Source organism: Barnesiella sp. WM24 (genome assembly GCF_004570975.1).
Lineage (GTDB): Bacteria > Bacteroidota > Bacteroidia > Bacteroidales > Muribaculaceae > Muribaculum.
Genome location: NZ_SPPC01000003.1, coordinates 1 through 25,317, shown reverse-complemented (window position 1 = coordinate 25,317; position 25,317 = coordinate 1). Strand labels below are relative to the sequence as shown.

26 protein-coding genes and 1 pseudogene are annotated in these 25,317 nt (G+C 48.3%); 23 read left to right on the top strand and 4 right to left on the bottom strand.

Going from position 1 to position 25,317, the window contains the following annotated elements:
- Nucleotides 1–31: 31 nt before the first annotated feature.
- On the top strand, nt 32–880 hold the full coding sequence (gene nadC, locus E4T81_RS03325; protein WP_135041390.1) for a carboxylating nicotinate-nucleotide diphosphorylase: 849 nt from the start codon (nt 32–34) through the stop codon (nt 878–880).
- Here nadC and E4T81_RS03320 read toward each other — a convergent pair.
- The gene (locus E4T81_RS03320) at nt 864–1,517 is read right to left on the bottom strand and encodes an HAD family phosphatase (protein ID WP_135041388.1); all 654 of its coding nucleotides are present in this window, start codon (nt 1,515–1,517) and stop codon (nt 864–866) included. The two genes, nadC and E4T81_RS03320, sit on opposite strands and share 17 nt — an antisense overlap.
- Before the next feature lie 169 nt (nt 1,518–1,686).
- Here E4T81_RS03320 and E4T81_RS03315 point away from each other — a divergent pair, with 169 nt between their 5' ends.
- From E4T81_RS03315 to E4T81_RS03260, 12 genes are all read left to right on the top strand, one after another.
- The gene (locus E4T81_RS03315; protein WP_135041386.1) at nt 1,687–3,075 is read left to right on the top strand and encodes an MATE family efflux transporter; all 1,389 of its coding nucleotides are present in this window, start codon (nt 1,687–1,689) and stop codon (nt 3,073–3,075) included.
- Between the two features lie 7 nt (nt 3,076–3,082).
- Nucleotides 3,083–4,651 carry an NAD(P)/FAD-dependent oxidoreductase gene (locus tag E4T81_RS03310; RefSeq protein WP_135041384.1) on the top strand — a complete coding sequence of 523 codons (1,569 nt, stop codon included), beginning with the start codon at nt 3,083–3,085 and terminating at the stop codon, nt 4,649–4,651.
- 104 nt (nt 4,652–4,755) lie between these two features.
- Nucleotides 4,756–6,282 carry a bifunctional phosphoribosylaminoimidazolecarboxamide formyltransferase/IMP cyclohydrolase gene (gene purH / locus E4T81_RS03305; RefSeq protein ID WP_135041382.1) on the top strand — a complete coding sequence of 509 codons (1,527 nt, stop codon included), beginning with the start codon at nt 4,756–4,758 and terminating at the stop codon, nt 6,280–6,282.
- 27 nt (nt 6,283–6,309) lie between these two features.
- Nucleotides 6,310–7,329 carry a rod shape-determining protein gene (locus E4T81_RS03300; protein WP_135041380.1) on the top strand — a complete coding sequence of 340 codons (1,020 nt, stop codon included), beginning with the start codon at nt 6,310–6,312 and terminating at the stop codon, nt 7,327–7,329.
- 121 nt (nt 7,330–7,450) lie between these two features.
- Entirely contained in the window at nt 7,451–8,296 is an 846-nt protein-coding gene (gene mreC, locus E4T81_RS03295; protein ID WP_135041377.1) for a rod shape-determining protein MreC, read from the top strand.
- Between the two features lie 11 nt (nt 8,297–8,307).
- Nucleotides 8,308–8,817 (top strand): rod shape-determining protein MreD, encoded by a 510-nt coding sequence (locus E4T81_RS03290; protein WP_135041375.1) that lies wholly within the window; start codon nt 8,308–8,310, stop codon nt 8,815–8,817.
- Between the two features lie 15 nt (nt 8,818–8,832).
- The gene (locus E4T81_RS03285) at nt 8,833–10,698 is read left to right on the top strand and encodes a penicillin-binding transpeptidase domain-containing protein (protein ID WP_135041373.1); all 1,866 of its coding nucleotides are present in this window, start codon (nt 8,833–8,835) and stop codon (nt 10,696–10,698) included.
- Complete coding sequence (gene rodA / locus E4T81_RS03280) at nt 10,679–12,148, top strand: rod shape-determining protein RodA (protein WP_135041371.1); 1,470 nt, start codon at nt 10,679–10,681, stop codon at nt 12,146–12,148. Before E4T81_RS03285 ends, rodA begins: the two co-directional genes overlap by 20 nt.
- Before the next feature lie 77 nt (nt 12,149–12,225).
- The gene (locus tag E4T81_RS03275; RefSeq protein WP_135041370.1) at nt 12,226–12,870 is read left to right on the top strand and encodes a LysE family translocator; all 645 of its coding nucleotides are present in this window, start codon (nt 12,226–12,228) and stop codon (nt 12,868–12,870) included.
- Nucleotides 12,871–12,882: 12 nt separating this feature from the next.
- The gene (locus E4T81_RS03270; protein ID WP_135041368.1) at nt 12,883–13,545 is read left to right on the top strand and encodes a carbohydrate-binding family 9-like protein; all 663 of its coding nucleotides are present in this window, start codon (nt 12,883–12,885) and stop codon (nt 13,543–13,545) included.
- A gap of 91 nt (nt 13,546–13,636) precedes the next feature.
- Entirely contained in the window at nt 13,637–14,251 is a 615-nt protein-coding gene (locus tag E4T81_RS03265; protein ID WP_167761624.1) for a DUF4923 family protein, read from the top strand.
- Nucleotides 14,252–14,357: 106 nt separating this feature from the next.
- Nucleotides 14,358–15,077 (top strand): C40 family peptidase, encoded by a 720-nt coding sequence (locus tag E4T81_RS03260; RefSeq protein ID WP_135041364.1) that lies wholly within the window; start codon nt 14,358–14,360, stop codon nt 15,075–15,077.
- On the opposite strand, the gene E4T81_RS03255 is transcribed toward E4T81_RS03260, so the two are convergent.
- Nucleotides 15,056–15,949: a C40 family peptidase gene (locus E4T81_RS03255; RefSeq protein ID WP_167761622.1), complete on the bottom strand. Its 894-nt coding sequence runs from the start codon at nt 15,947–15,949 to the stop codon at nt 15,056–15,058. The two genes, E4T81_RS03260 and E4T81_RS03255, sit on opposite strands and share 22 nt — an antisense overlap.
- A 99-nt stretch (nt 15,950–16,048) precedes the next feature.
- Between E4T81_RS03255 and E4T81_RS03250 the strand changes: the two genes are divergently transcribed.
- The 9 genes and pseudogenes from E4T81_RS03250 to gpmA all read left to right on the top strand — a co-directional run bounded on the left by E4T81_RS03250 (nt 16,049) and on the right by gpmA (nt 23,487).
- Nucleotides 16,049–16,351, top strand: coding sequence for an urease subunit gamma (locus E4T81_RS03250; protein ID WP_135041360.1), 303 nt, complete (start codon nt 16,049–16,051; stop codon nt 16,349–16,351).
- Nucleotides 16,352–16,579: 228 nt separating this feature from the next.
- Nucleotides 16,580–16,858: pseudogene (locus tag E4T81_RS16060) on the top strand (urease subunit beta); the annotation flags it as partial.
- Between the two features lie 143 nt (nt 16,859–17,001).
- Nucleotides 17,002–18,720 carry an urease subunit alpha gene (locus E4T81_RS03240; protein WP_135041358.1) on the top strand — a complete coding sequence of 573 codons (1,719 nt, stop codon included), beginning with the start codon at nt 17,002–17,004 and terminating at the stop codon, nt 18,718–18,720.
- 71 nt (nt 18,721–18,791) lie between these two features.
- Entirely contained in the window at nt 18,792–19,418 is a 627-nt protein-coding gene (gene ureE / locus E4T81_RS03235) for an urease accessory protein UreE (RefSeq protein WP_135041356.1), read from the top strand.
- Between the two features lie 41 nt (nt 19,419–19,459).
- Nucleotides 19,460–20,155: an urease accessory protein UreF gene (locus tag E4T81_RS03230; RefSeq protein WP_245207000.1), complete on the top strand. Its 696-nt coding sequence runs from the start codon at nt 19,460–19,462 to the stop codon at nt 20,153–20,155.
- A 36-nt stretch (nt 20,156–20,191) separates the two neighbouring features.
- On the top strand, nt 20,192–20,821 hold the full coding sequence (gene ureG, locus E4T81_RS03225) for an urease accessory protein UreG (protein WP_135041354.1): 630 nt from the start codon (nt 20,192–20,194) through the stop codon (nt 20,819–20,821).
- A 26-nt stretch (nt 20,822–20,847) separates the two neighbouring features.
- A complete protein-coding gene (locus tag E4T81_RS03220) occupies nt 20,848–21,789 on the top strand; it encodes an urease accessory protein UreD (protein ID WP_245206999.1) in 942 nt (313 codons plus the stop codon).
- Nucleotides 21,790–21,817: 28 nt separating this feature from the next.
- The gene (locus tag E4T81_RS03215) at nt 21,818–22,795 is read left to right on the top strand and encodes an urea transporter (protein WP_135041352.1); all 978 of its coding nucleotides are present in this window, start codon (nt 21,818–21,820) and stop codon (nt 22,793–22,795) included.
- Nucleotides 22,796–22,800: 5 nt separating this feature from the next.
- A complete protein-coding gene (gene gpmA, locus E4T81_RS03210) occupies nt 22,801–23,487 on the top strand; it encodes a 2,3-diphosphoglycerate-dependent phosphoglycerate mutase (RefSeq protein WP_135041350.1) in 687 nt (228 codons plus the stop codon).
- Here gpmA and E4T81_RS03205 read toward each other — a convergent pair.
- Both E4T81_RS03205 and E4T81_RS03200 read right to left on the bottom strand, forming a co-directional pair.
- Entirely contained in the window at nt 23,478–23,714 is a 237-nt protein-coding gene (locus tag E4T81_RS03205; protein ID WP_135041348.1) for a hypothetical protein, read from the bottom strand. The two genes, gpmA and E4T81_RS03205, sit on opposite strands and share 10 nt — an antisense overlap.
- Nucleotides 23,715–23,771: 57 nt before the next feature.
- Complete coding sequence (locus tag E4T81_RS03200; RefSeq protein WP_135041346.1) at nt 23,772–24,119, bottom strand: hypothetical protein; 348 nt, start codon at nt 24,117–24,119, stop codon at nt 23,772–23,774.
- A gap of 605 nt (nt 24,120–24,724) precedes the next feature.
- Here E4T81_RS03200 and E4T81_RS03195 point away from each other — a divergent pair.
- Nucleotides 24,725–25,317: phage integrase SAM-like domain-containing protein (locus tag E4T81_RS03195; protein ID WP_209308145.1), on the top strand; the 593-nt coding region annotated here is incomplete at its 3' end.

The window sequence follows — 25,317 nt, the reverse complement described above, 5'->3', positions numbered from 1 at the left end:
TAGTAAATTTGCACCACAAAGCTATTTAATTATGGACACAAGAGATGAACTGATCGACAAGCTGCTCGATCTTGCTTTTGCCGAGGATGTCGGTGACGGCGACCACACCACTTTAAGCACCATACCCGCCGACGAGATGGGTAAACAACAACTCATCGTAAAGGAGGAAGGCACACTTGCCGGGGTGGAAATCGCCTGCAAAGTCTTTGAAAAGTTTGACCCGTCATTGAAAATGACAGTGTTTATCAACGACGGCTCTCATGTAAAGCCGGGCGACATAGCCTTTGTCGTTGAAGGGCCTGTGCGCTCTCTGCTTCAGACTGAACGCGTGATGCTCAACATCATGCAGCGCATGAGCGGAATCGCCACCACCACAGCCCGTTATCAAGACAGGCTGAAAGGTCTTAAAACAAAGGTGCTTGACACGAGAAAGACAACTCCCGGCATGAGAATGCTTGAGAAAGAGGCTGTCAAAATCGGAGGAGGACACAATCACCGTATAGGACTTTTTGACATGATTCTCATAAAGGACAACCATGTCGACTTTGCCGGAGGCATAAAAGAAGCTGTCGCAGCCGCCAAAAAGTATCTGAAAGAGACCGGTCGCGACCTTAAAATCGAGGTGGAAGTAAGAAACACCGACGAGATAAATCGCGCGCTTGAGGCCGGCGTTGACCGCATAATGCTCGACAACTTCTCGCCGGAACGCACGAAAGAAGCCGTCGAGCTTATAAATGGACGGACCGAAATCGAATCATCAGGCGGCATCACCTACGACACTCTGCGCGACTACGCCGAGTGTGGTGTCGACTTCATATCAGTCGGCGCACTGACCCACTCCGTCAAGGGACTTGACATGAGTTTTAAAGCTTGTCAGTGACGCGACTTACCGACAACATCTCATCAACCGAAAAGCCTGCAAACCCGTCAATCAGTTTGTGGGCTTTTCCTTGTAATCTCTCGGCGGGCAGAGTCGTTGCAAGCCCTATCACCACACTTCCGGCAGCCATGCCGGCGGCAAGGCCTGAAATCGAGTCTTCAAACACATAGCAGTCTTCCGGCTTACAACCGATTCTCTCCGCAGCAAGAAGATAGCCCTCGGGATCAGGCTTTGACCTGGATATATCACTGCCGGTGACTATGGTGTCAAAATACTTTTTCAAGTCGCCATGCTGGCTCCAAAGCTTAACCATCTTATTGTCGCTTGAACTTGTAACGATAGCCATCGGTATGCCTCTCGACTTCAGCTCGGCAAGAAAATCAAGGACGCCATCACATATCGGGTACTCCATGTCTGACTCAAACTCATTAATGCGTCGCAACACATCGGCGCTTGCCTCGGGCGACGGGAAATATTTACTCAGGATCTGCTCAATCGTAGACCCTTTTATCGCCATAGAGAAATTCTCTTCCTCAATATTATACAATTCGCCAAGGTTATCATAAAAACCGCTATAAATGCGCTCACTGTCTATGAGTACACCGTCAAGGTCAAATAAAACTCCGGTCTTTGCCATAAGTAATTTTCATCAATAGGTTAAAAATTGCCTGCAAATATCACATCGTCACATAACCGCTGACATCCGCAAGCCGCGTATTAAAAAAATTAAAATTTCAGCAAATTTACATTGTTTCAGTCTCAATATTGCATAATTAGCTGTTAATTTTGTAAAATAGAATTGTAATATGGCAAAAACAGACAGTCCACTCACCCTCGGCACGGAATCGGTAAGCAAACTACTGGTCCAATATTCCGTGCCCGCTATCATAGCAAGTGTCGCCACTTCGCTATACAATATAGTCGACAGCATATTCATAGGCAGAGGCGTGGGACCGATGGCAATTTCAGGACTTGCAATCACCTTTCCGCTGATGAATCTTGTCGTAGCGTTTTGTACGCTAATTGCAATGGGCGGAGCCACGATAAGCTCCATTTTCATCGGTCAGAAAAATGAATCACGCGCCACCGACGTGGTCAACAACGTGATGGTGCTTTGTCTCATTCACTCCGTCGTGTTCGGAGGGCTTACCCTACTCTTTCTTGATGACATACTTTACTTTTTCGGTGCGACAAAAGAGACGATAAAGTATGCTCGGGAATTTATGACAATAATCCTTTACGGGACGCCTATATCCTATGTATTCATCGGGCTGAACAACCTGATGCGAGCCACCGGCTACCCCAAAAAAGCGATGATTTCAGCTCTGCTTTCTGTTGCCGTCAATGTCGTGCTTGCACCGTTGTTTATATTCACCTTTAAATGGGGAATAGCCGGAGCGGCGCTTGCGACCATATGCGGACAGTTTGCAGCCTTTGTCTGGGTACTCATCCACTTCTTTTCAAAAAGCAGCTTCATCCACTTCAAGCGTGACAACCGATGGTTTACACCCTCGATAATCATGCGCATATATTCTATCGGACTGTCACCATTCCTGATGAATGTGTGTGCGTGTGTCGTGGTCGTCTTCATCAACAAGGCTTTGCTTGATTACGCGCAGGGCGACGGCAATCTCGCTGTCGGCGCATATGGAATCGTCAACCGCACGACAATGTTTTTTGTGATGGTCGTGTTTGGAGTCACGCAAGGCATGCAACCGATACTTGGATTCAATTACGGAGCCAACAAATGGGACCGCGTGAAGCGCACACTGAAAATAGGAATTGTAGCCGGAGTGTCAATCACCACGCTCGGATTCATATTGACCGAATCTTTTCCCGACACAATCAGCTCTCTGTTTACCACCGACGAGACTCTCATTGACATCGCCCGCAACGGATTCCGCATCTATTTCATATGCTATCCGGTAGTAGGTTGTCAGATTGTAATCCAGAATTTCTTCCAGTCAATCGGCAAGCCCCAGATCTCAATATTCCTGTCGCTTACCCGACAATTATTATTTTTAATACCGTTTCTCATCATTCTGCCGCGATACTTCGGCACCGACGGAGTGTGGGCAAGCATGACAGGTTCCGACCTTATCGCCTTCATTGTAGCGGTAGTCACATTAATAATAATGATACGTCGGCTGAACAAGAGATTTGCCGACATAAGACCAATCAACCAAACCCCCTGAAATTATAATGATAACAGATATTCAACTGAGGGTGACACCCAAAGAGGCATCGGATTTAGCCTCACTAAACAAAATCGCCGCAAAACAGACGGGATGTGACAGCAAGCAGATTACAGAATCACGCATCATAAAGCGCTCAATCGACGCTCGACAGCGCCGGGTGATGGTCAACATCACCCTGAGGATTGCGACAGGGGAGCGCCTGCCGGAGCCGGGAGCCGACATAACTCCCGAATATAAAGATGTGAGCAATGCCCCGCAGGCTATTATAATAGGAGCGGGTCCCGCCGGACTATTTGCAGCGCTAAGGCTGATTGAGCTTGGCATAAAACCGATAATACTTGAGCGCGGAAAAGATGTCGACAGCCGGCGCAAAGACATGGCGGCTATCGCCAGGGAAAACCGTGTCGACCCGGATTCCAACTATTGCTTCGGAGAAGGCGGCGCGGGTGCCTACTCCGACGGAAAGCTATATACACGCAGTAAAAAAAGAGGTTCGATTGACCGCATCCTTAACACACTCTACCGTCATGGCGCCTCTGAAGACATTTTGATTGATGCCCATCCCCACATAGGCACTGACCGGTTGCCGGAAGTAATCAAGGCTATGCGACTGACGATTATCCGATATGGAGGTGAGGTGCATTTCAACCGCAGGGTGACCGGACTGATTGTCAATGCCGACACAGTGACCGGCGCTGTGACAGCTGACGGAAAAGAGTTTACCGGACCTGTGATACTCGCTACAGGTCACTCGGCGCGTGACACCTACGAAATGCTGCTAAACCACGGCATAAGCCTTGAGCCAAAAGGCATCGCGGTAGGAGTAAGGCTCGAACACCCTCAGTCGCTTATCGACAGAATCCAGTATCACTCACCGGAAGGCAGAGGCAGGTATCTGCCGGCGGCTGAATACTCGATGCTGACCCGCGTAAATGACCGTGGAGTCTACTCGTTCTGCATGTGTCCGGGAGGATTTATAATTCCGGCGGCGAGCGGACCGGGACAGCTTGTAGTCAACGGCATGTCACCGTCGTCACGCGGTACAAGATGGGCCAACTCCGGCATGGTCGTGGAGGTGCTCCCTGATGATGTCAAAACTGAAACCCCCGATGACCCGCTTAAAATGATGAAATATCAGGAAGAGATCGAGGCACGGTTTTATGACGACGCCGACCATACCCACAATGCCCCCGCCCAGCGCATGATTGACTTCACCGAAAGCCGAAGGTCAAAAGACCTCCCCACCACATCCTATGCACCAGGCATACATCCTGCAAGAATCGACATGCTGTTGCCGAGAGAGATTGCGTCGCGTCTACAAAAAGGGTTCATTGAGTTTGGCAAGAAAGCCAAAGGGTTTCTTACCAACGAGGCTGTACTTATAGGATGTGAGACACGCACTTCATCTCCGGTAAGAATAACCCGTAATCCCGAAACATTGTCACACACATGCGTCAGCGGCATATATCCATGTGGAGAAGGAGCAGGCTACGCAGGGGGAATAGTGTCAGCAGCAATAGACGGAGAAAGGTGTGCAGAAGCACTCGCCTCGCAGCTGCAAAAAATACAATAGAGGAATTATTGTGAATATTTTGTAAATAAAAATGTAATAAGATAGGTGATTACGCGGATTTTTAATAATTTTGCATCCTGAACCGCAAAATAAAGAATAAGAGAATGTCTGACATTAAAAAGATCAAGACCGCACTGGTCTCCGTTTATCACAAAGACGGCTTAGATGAAATACTCGCGTTATTAAATAAAGAAGGCGTACAGTTCCTGTCAACAGGTGGTACACAATCATTTATCGAGAGCCTTGGCTATCCGTGTGCCCTCGTAGAAGACCTCACCGGATACCCCTCAATACTTGGCGGCCGCGTAAAGACACTCCACCCCAAAGTGTTTGGCGGCATACTCAACCGTCGCGACCACGAAGGAGACCAGTCACAGATAAAACAATACGAAATACCTGAAATCGACCTCGTGATTGTCGACCTGTATCCGTTTGTCGACACAGTTGCTTCAGGTGCTTCTCATGAAGACATCATAGAAAAGATTGACATAGGCGGCATCTCGCTTATACGCGCTGCAGCCAAAAACTATAACGACGTTATCATCGTCGCTTCAAAAGACCAGTATTCACCCCTCGCAGAGCTTCTGCGCAACAATGGCGCACAATCGTCATTGAGCGAGCGCCGCTGGTTTGCAAAAGAGGCTTTCGCTGTAAGCTCCGGCTACGACAGCTCTATCTTCAATTACTTTGATCAGGAGGAAGGTCCGTCGGCTCTCCGCGTCGCTATCGACGGAGCAAAGACGATGCGTTATGGAGAAAATCCCCACCAGAAGGGTTATTTCTTCGGCGACTTCGACAAAATCTTCACTCAGCTTCACGGCAAAGAAATCTCTTACAACAACCTGCTTGACATCGATGCTGCAGTCACTCTGATTTCAGAGTTCAGCGACCCCACTTTCGCTGTGCTGAAACACAACAACGCGTGTGGTCTTGCCACCCGCCCCACTATCGCCGAGGCGTGGGCCGACGCTCTCGCCGGCGACCCGGTATCGGCATTTGGCGGAGTGCTTATCACCAACGGTACAGTTGACGCGAAAGCAGCTGAAGAAATCAACAAGATTTTCTTTGAGGTAATCATAGCCCCCGCCTATGACGACGATGCACTTGAAATCCTCAAGCAAAAGAAAAACCGCATAATCCTCGTTCAGAAAGCCCCGATTACAGAGAAGATGCAGTTCCGCTCTTGCCTTAACGGTGCGCTTGGACAGGAACGCGACCTCAAGATTGAAGTTGCCGACGACCTTAAACAGGCTACCGACCTTGCGGTAACCCCCGAACAGGTAAAGGACCTGCTCTTTGCCAACAAGATTGTGAAAAATTCAAAGAGCAACGCAATCGTGCTTGCAAAAGGCGAACAGTTATATGCAAGCGGCGTAGGACAGACTTCACGAGTAGACGCTCTGAAACATGCAATCGAAAAGGCGAAGTCATTCGGATTTGACCTTAACGGCGCAGTTATGGCATCAGACGCGTTCTTCCCCTTTGCCGACTGCGTTGAAATCGCCCACAACGAAGGAATAAACGCAGTAATCCAGCCCGGCGGCTCAATCCGCGACAACGAGACTGTCGAATACTGCAACAAGAACGGCATAGCTATGGTAATGACCGGCATACGCCACTTCAAGCACTAATTAACATCAATATTCAGAAATTAAAAAATGGGACTTTTCTCGTTTACCAAAGAAATAGCCATTGACCTCGGAACGGCAAACACCATCATCATCCACAATGATAAGATTGTGATTGACGAACCGTCAATAGTGGCACTTGACACAAAAACCGGCAAGCTTATCGCTGTCGGCACCGAGGCACAGCAGATGCAGGGAAAAGAGCCGGAAGGCATCCGTACCGTACGCCCGCTCCGCAAGGGAGTGATCGCCGACTTTAACGCGGCGGAACTCATGATACGCGGACTAATCAAGAAAGTAAGCACCAAGAGCAACTGGTTTTCACCCTCGCTACGCATGGTGGTCGGCATCCCGTCAGGCTCGACAGAAGTAGAGATACGTGCCGTAAGAGACTCGTCGGAACACGCCGGCGGACGTGACGTATACATGATTTACGAGCCTATGGCTGCAGCGCTTGGAATAGGTCTTGACGTCCAGGCTCCGGAAGGAAACATGATTGTCGACATAGGCGGCGGTAGCTCTGAAATCGCGGTAATCTCGCTGGGAGGCATCGTAAGTAACAAAAGCATCCAGATTGCAGGCGATGACCTTACCGATGACATCCAGCAACACATGCGCCGCGCCCACAATATCAAAGTAGGCGAACGCACTGCCGAACTGATCAAAATGAATGTAGGCTCAGCCCTTACCGAACTTGAAAACCCGCCGGAAGACTATATCGTACACGGTCCCAACCACATGACCGCACTGCCTATGGAAGTTCCGGTAAGCTATCAGGAGATTTCTCATTGTATCGAAAAATCGATATCAAAAATCGAGGCGGCTGTGTTAAGCGCCCTCGAGCAGACACCGCCCGAATTGTATGCCGACATTGTACGCAACGGCATCTGGCTTGCCGGAGGCGGCGCGTTGCTGCGCGGTCTTGACAAGCGTCTCGTTGACAAAATCGGCATTCCGTTCCATATCGCCGAAGATCCCCTTCTTGCAGTGGCACGCGGTACGGGAGTCGCCCTGAAGAATATAAACAAGTTCAAATTCCTCATACGGTAAACAATCCTGACTTATGTCATTTACCGAGATTTCTACAGGGCGTGATTAGCGCCCTGATGTAGGGACACACCATAGGGTGTGTCCTTACGTTCACATAGTCACCACCCATAAACGGTAATCGATGCGCAATCTGCTTGATTTTTTTCTAAAGTACAGCAAGTGGTTTATATTCATCATATACGTGATTATAAGTTGCATGCTGCTCTTTAACGGCAATCCTTATCAGCACTATATCTACCTTACGTCGGCAAATAAGGTAAGCTCGCTTGTATTCAAGACCTCAAGCATGGTGACTTCATATTTTCACCTGCACGACATCAACGAGGACCTCCAGCGACGTAACGCAAGTCTTGAATCAGAAGTAATCTGTCTGAACAAGGAGCTTGCACGTTACCGGGAAGAGGCAATAGCCGACTCGCTCTCCCGCGACTCGTCGCTCGTACAGTTTGACTTCATCATAGCCCACGTAATAAGCAACAGCGTATCGAGAGCCAACAACTACATAACCATAGAGAAAGGGCGTCTTGACTCGATTAAGCCTGAAATGGGCGTGGTGGACCAGAATGGAGTCGTAGGCATAATAAATGTTGTAGGCGACCACTCGGCGCGCATAATCTCGTTGCTGAATCCGAAGATGCGCCTTTCCTGCAAGGTCAAAGGCAGAGAATATTTCGGCTCCCTCGTGTGGGACGGCAAGAGTCCCCATGAGGCAATTCTTGAAGAGATGCCGCGCCACGAAAAGTTCAAGAAAGGCGACACAATAGTGACCAGCGGATACTCTGCCGTATTTCCGGAAGGGATCCCGGTGGGCACCATCATAAGCCACGAAAAGGAGCATGACGACAATTTCTATGCGCTGCGAATAAAACTATTCACTGACTTTACCACCCTTAGCACAGTCAGGGTTATCCGCAATAACATGAAGGATGAACTGATGCAGCTCCAGGAGGGAGAAGAAAATGATTGATACAGACCTCTATGACTAAGACAATAATACAATTCTCCATACTGTTCATCGTGCTTGTGCTGCTACAGGCAATGGTGTTTAACAACATATGCCTTTTTAACGTAGCGGTGCCGTTTGTATTCATTTATTTTATCGTTTATCTGCCGCTCACTCTTTCAGCCAACTGGGTGCTTACCCTATCCTTCATTGCAGGACTGAGCGTAGATATTTTTGCCAACACCCAAGGCATGAACTCACTTGCATGTACGATCATAGCGATGTCACGCCACTCATTATTGCACTTTTTCTTTCCTCGTGAAGACGAGCTTTCCATTCCGGAACCGTCGATACGTTCATTAGGACAGGAAATCTATATGAAATACCTCTTTACCGTAGTGCTGCTTTACTGCACCACGATATTCATAATCGAGGCATTTTCGTTTTTTGACATCTGGCGCATGCTGTTACGGATATTCTGCAGCACACTGCTCACATTCCTTTTGCTGCTCGGTCTTGACAGTGTGGTTTCACGTCATGATTGACAATAATCCTTTACTATGAGAAAAGACTACAATCTTGAAAAACGTAAATACATAATAGGCGGCTTCATTATCCTGATTGTCGCCATTTACCTCGTCAGGCTTTTCAACCTGCAGGTCATGGATAGCAATTATAAGATATTTGCCGACTCCAACGCGTTCATGCGCAAAACGCTCTACCCATCACGCGGAATGATGCGCGACAGGAATGACAAACTGGTGGTGTACAATCAACCTGCCTATGATGTGATGATGATTCCTAAAAATGTACAGGAATTTGACACCCTCGACTTCTGCAGCACCCTGAATATCACAAAAGACCAGTTTCTAAAACGTATAGCCGACATGAAAGACAAGCGTCTTAATCCCGGCTACTCGTCCTATACACCTCAAAAATTCATAACCCACATATCGGCCCAGGACTACGGCAGACTTCAAGAGAAACTTTACCGCTTTCCAGGCTTCTTCATCCAGCAGCGAATACTTCGCCAATACATGCATTCAGCCGCGGCAAATGTGCTTGGCAACATCAGGGAAGTATCACAGCGCGATATCGAGCGCGACAATTATTATGCCGCAGGCGACTATTGCGGCGACCTTGGCGTGGAGAAAAGTTATGAGGAATACCTTCGCGGAGAAAAAGGAGTCGAGATACTGATAAGAGACGCTTACGGCAGAATCAAGGGCAAATATGATGACGGGGCTCATGATGTGGCGCCAGTGTCAGGTCGTGACATAAAGCTCAGCATCGACATAGACCTGCAGATGTATGGGGAGAAACTGATGCAGAATAAAATCGGTGCGATAGTGGCAATCGAGCCATCGACCGGGGAGATACTTGCCATGGTGAGCAGTCCCACCTATGACCCCAAACTGCTCGTCGGCAGAGAACGCGGCAAAAATTACAAAGAACTTGTAAACAACTTTTACAAGCCCCTTTATGACCGCTCGCTGATGGGAGCCTACCCCCCCGGCTCGACATTCAAGCCGAGTCAGGGATTGATACTTCGCCAGGAAGACATAATTTCGCTCACCACAGCCTACCCCTGCTATCACGGCTTCATCAACGGAGGATTGCGTGTAGGCTGCCACGGACACGGCTCCCCTATCGCCCTTAAACCTGCGCTTCAGACATCATGTAACGCATTTTTTTGCTGGGGATTAAAAGCGATGCTTGACGGTAAACGAGCAAAATACGGGTCGGTAGCAGAAGCATTCGAGGTGTGGAAGCGTCATCTTGTATCGCTCGGTTATGGCTATAAGCTCGGTGTCGACCTGCCGGGTGAAAGTCGAGGATTTATACCTAACGCACAATTTTACAACAAGATATATGGCGAAGGTCACTGGAGCGCCAACACGATAATTTCAATCGCCATAGGACAAGGCGAGATTCTCGCCACACCATTGCAAATCGCCAATCTATGCGCGACAATCGCTAACCGCGGGTGGTTTATAACGCCTCATGTGGTAAAGGAGATTCAGGATACCATCCTGCCTGTCGAACTTACAGAGCGCCGCTACCCGACAATAGACCGGCAGCATTTTGAAGATGTCGCCGAAGGCATGAGAATGGCTGTCACCGGTGGTACATGCCGTCTTGCCAATCTCAGAGACATCGAGGTGTGTGGAAAAACAGGAACCGCACAGAACCCCCACGGAAAGGACCATTCGGCATTTATCGGATTTGCACCTTACAACGACCCCAAGATAGCGATATGCGTATATGTAGAGAATGCCGGATTCGGTGCCACATATGGAGTACCCATCGGCTCACTGATGATTGAGAAGTATCTTACCGACACTATCGCTCCTGAGCGTCAATACCTGGAGACCAGGATGTTTGAATCAAATACAATTATAAGCAGTGGAGTTAAAAAGCACTAATACTACATCCGTATTCCGTAATCTTGACTGGATTACTGTAATAATATATCTATTGCTTGTCATAGGCGGTATAATCTCAGTATATGCCGCAAGCTATGACTTCGACAACGCGTCCATTTTTTCTTTTGACGAGTTTTCGGGCAAACAATTGCGATGGGTAGGTCTTGCCCTGCTCGCCGGACTTGTAATAATACTTATAGATTTCCGCATATATGAAGCATATGCCTATCCTATCTACGGAATACTCATACTGCTGCTTATCGTCACAATCTTTGTGGCGCCTGATATAAAGGGTTCACGCTCGTGGCTCGTATTGGGACCCATGAGCCTGCAACCGGCCGAATTTGCCAAATTCGCGACGGCGCTTGCACTTGCCAAGCTTTTCTCGTCCTATAACTTCTCGCTTAACTCCTCAGCGTCAAGCTACCTGAAGGCGCTTATCATAATAATGCTGCCTATCGGGCTTATTCTCGCCCAGAAAGAGACAGGCTCCGCACTTGCCTATATGGCACTGTTTTTTGTGTTGTACCGCGAGGGAATGAGCGGACTTGTACTGGCGGCGGCATTATGCGCAGTAGTGTTCTTTGTGACGACTGTAAAATACACGGAGACAATGATTATGGGCATTCCATCAGGAGAGGTATCCGTGTTTATTATGATAGAGATGCTGATTGTGGCGATGCTTGCCACTTACTGCAAACAGCTGATCGGCGCGCGCAATGTGCTGCTATGGTTTCTCGGCACCGGCATTATAGCCTGGATACTCGGTTTATGCAGTGTGAATATACCGGGACTTGCATTCTTTTTGCCGGTTATCGGAGTGGCATTAATCTATACCCTTCTCCTTTCATTCAAGAGTCCGGCAAAACCGTTGCTCGTCACTGTGGGTGGCGCAATAGCTGCTATCGTGTTTCTTTTTTCCGTCAACAAAGTATTCAACGATGTGCTTCAGCCCCACCAGCAACAGCGTATTAAGGTGTCCCTCGGCATAGTAGAGGATTTGCGCGGCGCCGGCTACAACGTCAACCAGTCAAAGATTGCGATAGGCTCAGGAGGCTTTGCCGGAAAAGGATTTCTCAACGGCACTCAGACCAAACTAAAATACGTGCCGGAACAGCACACCGACTTCATCTTCTGCACAATCGGCGAAGAAGAAGGATTCATAGGCACCACGGTAGTCCTTTTACTGTTTCTCGGACTAATATTGCGCGTACTCACAATAGCCGAGCGCCAACCTACCATTTTCGGAAGAGTATATGCCTACTGTGTCGCCTCCTTTTTCATTTTCCACCTTGCAATCAATGTAGGAATGGTCATAGGGCTATGTCCGGTAATCGGTATTCCGTTACCGTTCCTAAGCTATGGCGGATCATCACTCTGGGGATTTACATTTCTGGTATTTATAATGTTGCGTATTGATGCGGCACGACGTGAGCATCACAGTTATTGACCCGCCAAAGTCTTAATTTTTTGTTAAAACTTTTTATTTACCGACAATTGCTGTAACTTTGAATGTAATTGCTGACCATGGAATCTCTGTTATACATAGTCATCCGCGGTATCGCCATAGGCATACTCATATCGGCACCGATGGGGCCGATAGGAATGTTATGTATCCAACGCACCCTGAACAAGGGTCGGTGGCCGGCATTTTTCACCGGAATGGGAGCTGCGCTAAGCGACCTCATATATTGCCTTCTGACCGGTCTGGGACTATCATTTATCACCGATTTCATCGAAGCAAACCAGCTCTTGCTGCAGATTATAGGTTCGGTAGTGCTTGCAGGATTTGCCTTCTATCTTTTCCGCAAGAATCCGACTCGCAGGCTCACCACCCCCAATGACTCTCCAAACACCTATTGGAAAGACTTTGTCACAGGATTCATACTGACATTTTCCAACCCTCTCATACTCTTTTTTATCATCGGACTCTTTGCCCGATTTAATTTCCTGTTGCCTGAATTCCGTTACTATCACTACATTTCCGGCTATACGGCTATATTCTGTGGAGCGCTACTATGGTGGTTTACCATCACCTACTTTGTCAACAAGGTGCGTTCCCACTTCAACGTAAGGTCATTATGGCTCATAAACCGCATAATCGGAAGCGTGCTGTTAATCATGTCGGCAGTAGGGTTAATAATGGGCATAAAAGATTATATTTCTTTATAACGACTTCAAAAAATGGACAGTAATACACAGATTCTACATGTGCCCGCGCTCGGAAATTCCGACATCTCGGATGCCGACTCACTAATCAACTCGCTTGAGGAAAACGGCGTGAGACGCACCATTGACTCTCTCGGATGGAAAGACAGATACCCTTACCATCCGCTCACCACGTTTTCTGTCGCACATTCCGCCGATACACTCTTTGTCGACTTCTTCGTGCGTTGCAACTATCTCCGCGCCATCAACGACAAGCCCAACAGCCCTGTGTACGAAGATTCATGTGTAGGCATGTGCATCCGGCCGTCCACCGACAGTCCGACCTACATATCACTGATGATTAATTGCATCGGCACATTGTGTGGCAAGATACATGCCGCCGACGGTTCAGTGACAATGATTCCCGAGGACAAGCTTAACAGAATCGCATGCTTTGCATCATGCGGCAACCGCCCTTTCCGTGAGCTTGAGGGACTTTTCACCTGGAATATACTTGCCGAGATACCGCTTGACGTTCTCGGCATCGCGACACCCGCATTTCCTCTCAGCATGAAAGGAAACTTCTTCAAGTGTGCATCGGGAACGTCTCAGCCCCACTTCCTGTCATGGATGCCGATTGACTCTCCATCACCTGACTTTGAACGTCCCGACTGCTTCGGCGACATTATACTTGAATAACAATAACCAATACAATGTATAAATGAAGACAATCTATTCTTTAATTTTAGCCTTTCTTTGCACTTGCACGGTATCGGCTCAATCTTTTGACTTGAAAGATATACTTAAAGGCATCGGTGGTAAGTCAGGCGAAACAACCGAATCAACAGAATCAGGCAACAGCGGTTCGGGACTCGGTGACGTGTTAGGCTCGGTTTTAGGCAACGTATTGGGCACAAGCAAGCTCACGCCTGCCGACTTGACCGGAACGTGGAATTACACAGCTCCTGCGGTAACCTTCAAAAGCGACGACCTGCTAAAAAAAGCGGGCGGTGCAGCTGCATCAGCAACTATCGAAAACAAGATTGCGCCATATTATCAGCGCGCGGGTCTTGACAAACTCGTGCTCACGGTAAATGCCGACAGCACCTTTACAATGAAGTTTAACCGTGGCTCCCTCTCAGGCACCCTTTCCCAGGGGGAAGAGGCAGGATTCATGAAATTCCAGTTCAAGGCCATGGGCAAGATGAATATGGGCAGTCTTAACGCGGCAGTGAGCAAAGCCGGCAATCAGCTGTCGATAACCTTCGATGTGTCAAAGCTTATGACTCTCGTAAATACAATCTCGTCCATTTCCGGAAATTCAACCCTGAAAGGCGTAAACTCTCTCTTACAGAGTTACGACGGACTTCAAGCAGGATTCAGATTGAAAAAGGAGGGCAAGTAGCCGTTAATCACGTTTCAATATCTAAAGCCGGATTGACATCCGGCTTTTTTATTATATGATGTTAAAATAGGGATAGGACGATGATTTAATTATTAAATTTGCAGACATGAGAAAAAGCGTCCGGTATCTAAACATCATAATGATTATGCTTATAGCTGCTACATCCATGTTAAGCGGCTGTAAGTCATCAAAGTCTGCAACAAAACGTAAAGACAAGTCGGAATATCTCGGTGGACTGACATTCAACCCCGAGCATCTTAAAGGAGAGGACAAGCGCATTGTTGAAGAAGCCTTGACCTGGCTTGGCACACCTTACCGATATGGTGGCTCCGACTATTCAGGCACTGACTGCTCCGGACTTACTATGAAAGTATATTTTAAAGCCCTCGGACTCTCCATTCCGCGCAACTCAGCCCAACAGCAGAAATTCTGTAAGGCGATAAAGAAGGGGGCGCTGACTACAGGTGACCTACTTTTCTTTGCGACGGGTAAAGACAAGAAAAAGGTGTCACATGTCGGGCTATATCTCGGTGACGGGCAATTTATCCATGCTTCGGCAAGCCGGGGAGTAATTATAAGCAACGTAAACGAGCGATATTACACATCCAATTATCACTCGTCGGGGCATGTGTCAAGGAAAAGCGATAAAAACCGCAATAAAAGCAAGAGCCGGCAAGCACCGGAAGAGACAAAGAAATCATCGCCAAGCCCATCACCGGTAAGACAAGAGGCTCCAAAACGTCTCGAAACCGAGCCCATCAGCATTGAGCTTGATGAAGCTATCGAATCAAAAATAGACTCAATCTACTCTACATTTTTAGAATAATACCACGGATGAGAGGCAACGGAAGGCAATGACCCCACATCAAGCCTGCGGGCAGTGATAACAGCACCGGCAGCCTCAACTTTATTCCGGCGCACTCTTCCCGCCGCCTCGATTACCATGCCTTCGCCTTCATATAGCGCGACATGGTTCACGCGCCCGGTCGACTGATTTCCATAAAACACAAGGTCGCCCGGAATAAGTTCAGCAATCCTGACCGGCAAGCCGACAGATACCTGCTGCGAAGCGTCCCTCGGCAAAATAATTCCCGAAGAGAAGAACGCAAGCTTGGTAAGCCCCGAGCAGTCCATGCCCTTTGTCGAGAGTCCGCCCCAAAGATAAGGCACTCCCATCTGAGCATATGCCATTTCAAGCACGGCATCCATTCCGGTAAATGCAAGCTCATCAAGACTCATTATATAACCGTCGTCCACCCAGCACTCTCTACTGTCGGGAAGGAGCACTTTGGAGCATCCGTGTGCGACAGCACCGGTAAACACGACAATGTCGCCGGCGACAAAGTCAGTGACCGGACTACACTTTAAAGAGTCAGCGTAGCCACATACCTCATGTAGAGAGGCTATAATCCCTCTGTCTGACTTACGCCAATCATCCAGCGATCTATCATCAAGCAAAGTAAGAGAATTTTCGATGATATATCCCGTATATCCGTCGGGCATTGTCACCGCAGCCCAGCCATTTACGGTCAGCGAATCAACCCTGAGAGGATTGCCCATCAACGCCTGAGTCGACATTTCCGCACCGTGGCGAGGCTCGGTCCTTACGTGAGCAACCGAGATGTGGGGTAACGCCCATTGCCCGTAAACCGGACAACAGAAAAGAAAAAACAATATTGATAACCAGACCTTTTCCATAAGCATATTTTTGTCCTGTAAATTTATAAATATTTACTGATTAAAGATGAACTTTTGAATATAGAAGATGTTAAAATTATAACATAAACATATTTAGTTATGCATCTTACTCCTAAAGAAATCGACAAACTGATGTTGCTCAACTTGGGTATCATAGCCGAACGCCGCAAAAACAAAGGGCTGAAGCTTAATTATCCGGAAGCTGTGGCTTACATCACATCGGCAGCCCTTGAAGAAGCCCGTGCCGGTAAGACAGTAGAAGAAGTGATGGTAGAGGCAGCCAATGTGCTGAAGAAAGAGGATGTCATGGAAGGCGTTGCCGACATGATTCACCTTCTTCAGGTAGAAGCGGTATTTACCGACGGCTCACGATTGGTCAGCATCCATCATCCTATCAAGTAACCCACCCCCTCATAAAAGTAGAAAATCATGGCTACAGACAAAACCAAAATTCAAGCTACCGATGCACAGGCACCGGGCAACCCGCCTATGAATAATGAGGGATTCAGCAAATCCAATCCCCCAAAGTCAAGTGACACCCCTATGGCAGTGTACAATGGAGTGCCCCCTATCTATGACCCTGTCACTCCGGGATTCACCCCGGCTACAGAACCTCCGGTAGGCGGCGTTATCCTTGCCGCCGACCCGATTGAATATAACACCGACCGGTACACAGCGACAGTGACAGTACACAATACAGGCGACCGACCTATACAGGTAGGCTCTCACTTCCACTTCTTTGAAGTAAACCGTTATCTGGAATTTGACAGAGAGAAGACTTTCGGATGCCACCTGAATATCCCTGCGACAACCGCCATCCGATTTGAACCCGGTGATGAAAAGGTGGTCGAAGTAGTAAGCTACGGCGGCAAGAGAAAGGTGTTTGGCTTCAATGGACTTGTTGACGGATACACAGGCGGTGAAGACACCCCGACCTACTTCCCTGAAAGAATACGTGCGATACGCCGTATGCAGGAGTATGGATTCAAAAACGTAAGCGAAGATGAGGCTGAGGCTGAAACATCCAAGTAAATCTCTCAAATTTTTAAATTATGGCAACTATTTCCAGACAAGAAAATAACAACCTCTTCGGACCTACTGTAGGTGATAAAATACGTCTTGGCAACACTCACTTGTATGTCGAGATTGAAAAGGATCTTCGCGTCTACGGTGACGAGGCTGTTTATGGTGGCGGTAAAACCCTTCGCGACGGCATGGGACTTGCCAACCGCTACTCGGTCAAGGGTGGATCTCTTGACCTCGTGATAACCAATGTCACCATCCTTGACCCTATCTTAGGAGTCGTCAAAGCCGATGTCGGCATCAAGGACGGCAAAATCGCAGGCATAGGCAAGGCAGGTAACCCTGATGTGATGGACGGTGTATCTCCCGACCTGGTGACAGGTCCGTCGACCGATGCCATTTCAGGCGAGCATCTAATCCTTACAGCAGCCGCTATTGACGGTCACGTTCACCATATCTCCCCGCAGCAGGCATATGACTGCCTGTCCAATGGTATAACCACACTTATCGGCGGTGGTATCGGTCCGACCGACGGAACCAACGGCACCACCATCACTTCCGGTGTATGGAACATGTATAAGATGCTGGAATCATTTGAGGGAATACCTATCAACTACGGATGTCTCGCAAAGGGTAACAGTTCGGTAAAAGAGACACTTGACGAGCAGATTTATGCAGGAAGCTGCGGATATAAGATTCACGAAGACTGGGGCTCAACCCCTGCAGCCATCAGAGCCTGCCTTGATTCAGCCGACCGTCTTGACGTACAGGTGGCAATCCACACTGATACACTGAACGAAGCCGGATATGTGGAAGACACCATCGCGGCTATGGACGGACGTACAATCCACACCTACCACACTGAAGGTGCCGGCGGAGGTCACGCACCCGACCTTCTGAAAGTGGCGTCAATGGCAAATGTACTGCCTTCATCAACCAACCCCACCCTGCCATTCGGTATTAATTCAAAGGCAGAGTTGTTTGACATGATTATGGTGTGCCACAACTTGAATCCCAATATTCCAAGTGATGTCGCATTTGCCGAGAGCCGTGTGCGCCCGGAGACACAATCAGCCGAAAATATTCTTCACGACCTCGGTGTGCTTTCAATGGTGTCAAGTGACTCTCAGGCAATGGGTCGTGTCGGCGAATCGTTTATGCGCTCATTCCAGATGGCAAGCTACATGAAGGATGTACGCGGTAAGCTCCGCGAAGACAGCGACAGCAACGATAACTTCCGTGTATTGCGATATCTCGCCAAGGTGACCATAAACCCGGCTATCACCTACGGATGTTCCGACATACTCGGTTCTATTGAAAAAGGCAAAATTGCCGACCTCGTGCTCTGGGAACCGGCATTCTTCGGAACAAAGCCCAAGATGGTCATAAAGGGAGGCTTTATCAACTGGGCACAGATGGGCGACCCGAACGCGTCACTGCCAACCCCGCAGCCTATTTACATGAGACCTATGTATGGCGCTTTCGGAAAAGCAATCGGTGCAACTTGCGTAAATCTTATGTCACGTTGTTCCATCGAGGCAGGTGTGCCTGATAAGCTCGGGCTTCAGCGTCAATGTTATGCTGTCCACGGAACCCGTCAGATTTCCAAGTATGACATGGTACGTAACACAGCCATGCCGCACATAGAGATAAATCCTGAAACATTCTATGTCTATGTCGACGGAGAGCTCGCCTACGTTCCACCGGCACCAAGCTTCTCACTCGCCCAATTATATTGGTTCAGCTAAATTATTATACTCACTGCACGCTCTTTATAGGCGTGCAGTGAATATTTAACCCATACAAACAACTCTTATTTATGAAAATATTCAGTGAGGTAATCGGTAACATTCACGGCAACGCCGAACTTGCAAAAAAACTATCGGATGCCGATATAGAGTATCTGGATCTTGACCAATGGACTGCCCAGAAAAGCCGATTTATCGTGACCGGCGACAAAGGCACACAATGTGCAGTCGCCCTCAAGCGCAATCATCAGCTTATCGAAGGCGACGTGCTTGAATATGACCCGGAGACAAAAAGAGCCATCGTGGCACGCATCGAACTCAGCCCAGTATTTGTGATTGACCTTGCCGCCGTAGAAAAAGAAGACAAGCTGAAAATCATAGAGACTTGTATAGAACTCGGGCATGCAATCGGCAATCAGCACTGGCCTGCAGTCATAAAAGGCACCAAGGTATACATACCGCTCACCGTTGACAAAAAGGTGATGGAAAGCGTCATGTACACCCACTCCATTCCCGGGGTGACCTATGAATTTCAAGCCGGCAAAGAGGTGATACCCTATCTCGCGCCTCATGAGATACGCAACCTGTTTGGTGGCACCGCTCAGGAAAGCCACTCTCATGTACATGCCGACCCGATGCATCACCACGAACACGGGCACATGCACACCCATCCTGACGGCACTACCCACTGCCACTGATATATCACCATACATAAACACCATATTTCTACGTCATCAGTATGAGTTTGACATCCATTATATCAACCATGCGGCTTCTTGAGATGAGTGACTCGCAATTTCCTGTCGGAAACTTCTCATTTTCCAACGGACTGGAGACTGCGTCTTATGAAAAAATCGTTCACAACGCCGACACCTTGCGGCAATATGTAGAAGCGGCTTCAATACAATCAGCGTTCAGCGACGGAATCGCGTCAATACTTGCCTACCGCGCGGCGGCAGCCGGCAACTACGAAGAAGTGCTTCATGCCGACGAGGAAGTCATACTTTGCAAAATGAACGACGAGGCACGCCAGATGGTATTACGCATGGGTAAGAAAATGGCTGAACTCATGGTCCACATAACGGATTGCCCTATGATGACACGCTTCTTAAAAGACATCAACCAGGGGGTCACGGCCGGTACATATCCTATAGCACAGGCGATAGCGATGCAACACGCCGGCATATCGGAGGAGGAGATGTTTACATCACAGCAATTCGGAGTGGTGAACATGATACTCGGAGCCGCTTTGCGATGTGTGCGCGTGTCACACTATGACACCCAGAAAATAGCATATGACCTTGCCCCGCGCATCGCCGACGACTACATGCACGTAAAAGAAATGGGCTACGAGGACATGAGAGCCTTTGTTCCCGGAATGGACATAATGGCGTCGCTTCATGAGAAAGGAAATATGCGTATGTTCATGAATTGACAACAAAAAAATTTCAACAAAAAAACTCTTTATTATATGAGCACCTGCAGAATTGGAATAGGAGGACCCGTAGGGTCGGGAAAAACCGCCTTAATCGAGGCGATAACCCCCCACTTGCTTAAAGAAGGATTCAAAGTCCTTATCATAACCAATGATATTGTAACCACTGAAGACGCCAAACATGTGCGCCGAATGTTGAAAGGAGTGCTGCTTGAAGACCGCATAATCGGTGTCGAGACAGGGGCATGCCCTCACACAGCGGTCAGAGAGGACCCGTCCATGAACATAGCGGCGGTGGAAGAGATGGAAGCGAAATTCCCTGACACTGACATTGTACTGATAGAATCGGGCGGCGATAATCTGACACTGACATTCTCCCCCGCCCTTGTGGACTTCTTCATTTATGTAATTGATGTCGCGGCTGGCGACAAGATTCCACGTAAAGACGGGCCCGGTATCTCGCAAAGCGATATACTTGTAATCAACAAGACCGACCTTGCGCCATATGTCCATGCCTCACTGGAAGTAATGGATCACGATTCAAAACTGATGCGTCCCGGCAAACCGTTTGTATTTACCAACTGCATGACCGGAGAAGGCATCGAAGAACTTGTCGCCTTAATCAAGGCTATGGCGCTCTTCGACCACGAGAAGGCACAGGACTGAACATAACTGACTAAACGGAATCCCTGATGAAAGATGTATATAACGCACCGGAAATGCAACGCATCGTTGCAATGCGCGAGATGCAGCCATATAACAATCCTACGCGCGCCATGTATCTTGGCGCGCCGGGAAAGGTAGGATACCTGCGTCTTGGCTTTGAATTAGACTCCGACGGAAAGAGCATACTTAGAGATCATGAACGTATCGCGCCGTTGATTGTACAGCAGGAACTTTACTGCGACGAGGCAATGCCGGAGATGCCGGTCGTCTATATCCTTTCATCAGGAGGACCGAATGTCGACGGTGACCGCTACGAGCAGGAAATCGAAATGCGACGCGGCTCAATCGGACATGTCACTACAGGCGCCGCGACAAAGATTGCGGAAATGAAAGATAATTTTTCCGCACTGTATCAGAAAATTACGCTGGAAGAGGACAGTTATCTTGAATTTATGCCGGAGGCAACCATCCCGTGTCTGAATTCGCGCTATATCACATATACTGACATAATCTGTCATCCTACGGCAACGATGTTTTACAGCGAGCTGTTCATGTGTGGCAGGAAACACCGCGACAACGAGATATTTAAATACGACATCCTCTCGGTCACGTGTGATGCACGACGCCCCGACGGGCAACGCCTGTTTAGAGAAAAATTCATAATCGAGCCCCACGACTACCCGCTGCGCAATCTTGGTCTTATGGGCAAGTATGACATGTATGCCAACGTGATAGTGCTTACACCGCCTGATAAAGCCGAAAAGATATATGAAGCCACGGAGGTGGGATTTTTTGAAAACGGGAAAGTTGCTACAGGACTAACACGGCTGCCCAATAATTCCGGACTATTATATAAGGTTCTCGGAATGGAGACTCAACCGGTCAAGACACGGGTAAGAGAATTTTGCTCCGCCGTAAGGCAGGCTGTAAAGGGCAAACCGGTGCTTCCTGATTTCCCATGGCGATAATGTTTAACTAATAATAAAAAATAATGATATGGCAACTAATGTTAGATCAGGAAGCACTCAACAGCGCACCCTGATGACTTATATCTCGGGGACTCTCAAGGGAGCAGGACAGGTGATGTTTCAGGGAAGTGCCTGGACAGGTCTGCTGATACTTGCCGGAATATTCTGGGGTTGTTACGGTCCTGACGGGGAAAGCATGCCTCTTGTGGCATGGGGCGCACTCACCGGTCTAATCGTGTCGACGGCAACAGGCTACATCTTTGAGTCAAAGAGCGACGGCGACCAGGGATTATGGGGCTTTAACGGCATCCTTGTAGGATGCGCCGTTTTCACGTTTCTCGGCAACACCGTGTGGGCATGGGTGGCAATGATTCTCGGCTCGGCACTAACGGTAATAGCCCGAAGAGGGTTAAACAATGTGTTTGCCCCGTTCAATACCACATCCTACACATTCCCGTTCATCGTAATCTCGTGGTTCATACTGCTGTCGGCGCGTATGATGGGACAGCTCCCTCCTGTGTCAGAGTCCATAGCCTCTCTGCCGACATCAGTGTCACCCGAACATTTCACCTACACTTTCGGCGACCTTATCATATACTGGCTTAAAGGCATCTCACAGGTGTTTCTGGTAAATTCATGGGTTACCGGAATATTCTTCATAGTTGCTCTTGCCCTATGCAGCCGCTGGGCGGCAGCTTGGGCGATGATTGCATCAGCCGTGTCACTCGCTGTCGCCATCATATTCAATGCCGACCACGCCGACATCGTAAACGGACTATTCGGATTTTCACCTGTACTGACAGGTATAGCCATAGGATGCACATTCTATAAACCGAGTGTAAAATCTTTCTTCTACGCGCTTGCCGCAGTTGTCTTTACCGTATTTGTACAGGCCGGACTGGACGTGTTCCTGTCACCTGTAGGAATAGCTACACTGACAGCGCCCTTCTGTATAGCGACATGGATTTTCATGCTTCCGATGTATAAACTCAATTCCAAATCATGACCATTATGAAAAAAGTTGTTCTTCTAAGACATGGAGAGAGCCAGTGGAATCTGGAAAACAGATTTACCGGATGGACTGATGTGGATCTTACCGACAAGGGAAAGGAGGAGGCACGCAATGCCGGAGAAAAAATGCTTAATGCAGGCATTTTACCTGAATATTACTTCACTTCTTATCTGAAAAGGGCAATCCACACTCTGCAGATAGCAGCAGAGGCTCTTGACCGCGACTGGGTACCTGTCGAAAAGGACTGGCACCTTAATGAGCGCCACTACGGGGCTTTGCAGGGATTAAATAAAGCGGAGACAGCAAAGGAGTATGGCGACGAGCAAGTACACATATGGCGCCGCAGCTACGACGTACAGCCACCGGCGCTGTCACTTGACGACCCGAGATATCCCGGCAATGACGACCGCTACATGAATCTCGCATATGAAGACATTCCGCTCACTGAGTCATTGAAAGACACGATTGAACGCGTGAGGGCATGCTGGGAAGAGATTATCTCGCCAAAGATTCATCTATACGGGACTGTACTTGTTGCCGCCCACGGCAACAGCCTGCGGGCACTCGCCATGATGCTGCTGCATCTCTCTCCTGAAGAGATAATGGAGGTGGAGATACCTACCGGGTCGCCCTGGGTATTTGAACTTGATGACAGGTTCAGCGTCCTGAAGAACTATTACCTATAATAAAAACGGCGGGTTAATCCCGCCGTTTCGTCTTTCTCGACGAGCGCGAGCAAGTCGAAAGGCATCTGATTGTCGCCGCCCCCTGGCACATAAGAGAGCGTATCATCTACGATGGTCGGCATAATATCCACGTCCTCCTTGAACACGGAAGCCGAGTTGACGGTGAACGCGGCGCGGGCTTCATAGCCCGGCAGCGTCTCAACGGAGTTATAATTAAGAAAGTCCATAACAATGCTGATTTTTCGGCAAAGTTATGGACCTTATGAGGTTAGCGAAAAGACGTGTTATAGGTCAGGAGCATTTGGAGCATTCACATTGAGCAAACCGTTAGCTATTGACATTGCCACAATTCCGGTATAATCTAAAAATAATGGTTTCACTTGGGTAAACTTAAATGTTGGAACACTACGCCTTGATGAAACGATAGCCGACAATTCCACAGGATATGTTGTAAGGGTAAAATCAATCATGTTAAAGCGGATTTTTCCGAATTGCATCAGTGATTTTAGCCCAAGATTACACTCGTAATCACTTGCAAGAGGGTTTAATTCGGTATTAACGGTGATGTGTGGGATAACGACTTCATTCCCCCCAATACCAACCTGCACATTCGGCAGACGGTAACATTCCAAAATTCTGACCTCTCCGAGGTCACAAGACAAAGCGGTAAAACGCTGCAAATCGCTGAAACTAAGACAGTTTCAGCGATTTTTGTAATACCCCTATCCGGCAGAATCGTGAACATTGTGAGGTATGGCGGTGTACAATTCGTGAACAGCTAAAATCGTGAACAGTTTGTTCACGATGACAACGCCGATGAACATAACATCCTAATCTTCTGCGCTTTTCTGCGATTTGTCAACTTGAAAGTGGGGTTCGCATACTCTCCGCCGGGTTCAAAACCCCACTTTTCGGGAATTATGAGTTGATTTCGGGCAAAATTTAACATCAATTGAAGTTTTTAACTACGCGACAGTTAATATAGCCTTGTTTTTAACTCTTTTCTGTCTGTTCAGCCGAGTTTGGGATTGTGTTCAATCGTGAACAAGGTGGCAGAACGGTGAATTATCATGAAATTGTCGAACATTAATTCGTGAACAATGTCCGGAAGTTTCTTCCTGTTCACGGAAATGTTCACCGGATTTGCGATACGGCGTTGATTTCCTTGCTCTTGCCTGTTGTGAAATTGGGCAAAAATGATTATATTTATGTAACCATTAAACCACAATTTCAAACTATGTTACATGATTCTTATTTCACCTTGTCTTTTATAGCAAGGAAAGCCCGCGCCCTCCGCAACGGCGAATATCCAATCTTCGTCCGCATCACCGTGAGCGGTCAGATTTCGGAAATGAACCTCGGACGCAGTGTCGCCCCTGAGAACTGGGATCAGAAGCGCGCCATGTCCAAAGGTCGCTCGCGCCGAGACCTCGAACTTAACAAGTATATCGAGGTTGTGAAAGCCCGTTTCCTCGAAATCCACAATATGCTTGTGCGCGATGGGAAGATGGTAAATCCGAAAATACTGCGAGACCATTTCCTCGGCACTGTCGAGAAGCCCAAAATGCTCTGCGATGTGTTCCATGAAACCAACGAGAAACGCAAGGAGGAACTGGAACGTGGCGACATTGTGAAAGCCACTTATCAGCGTTGGGTGCGCTGTGTTGATTACCTTGCGGAGTTTTTCAAACTGACGCATAAAATGGATGATATTCCGATAAAGGATGTGACCTCCGGCATAATTGACGACTTCGAGCATTTTCTGCGCATGAGAAAAGGATGTGCCAACAATGCCGCTGTCCGCTATGTGCGCTGTGTAAAGAATGTGAT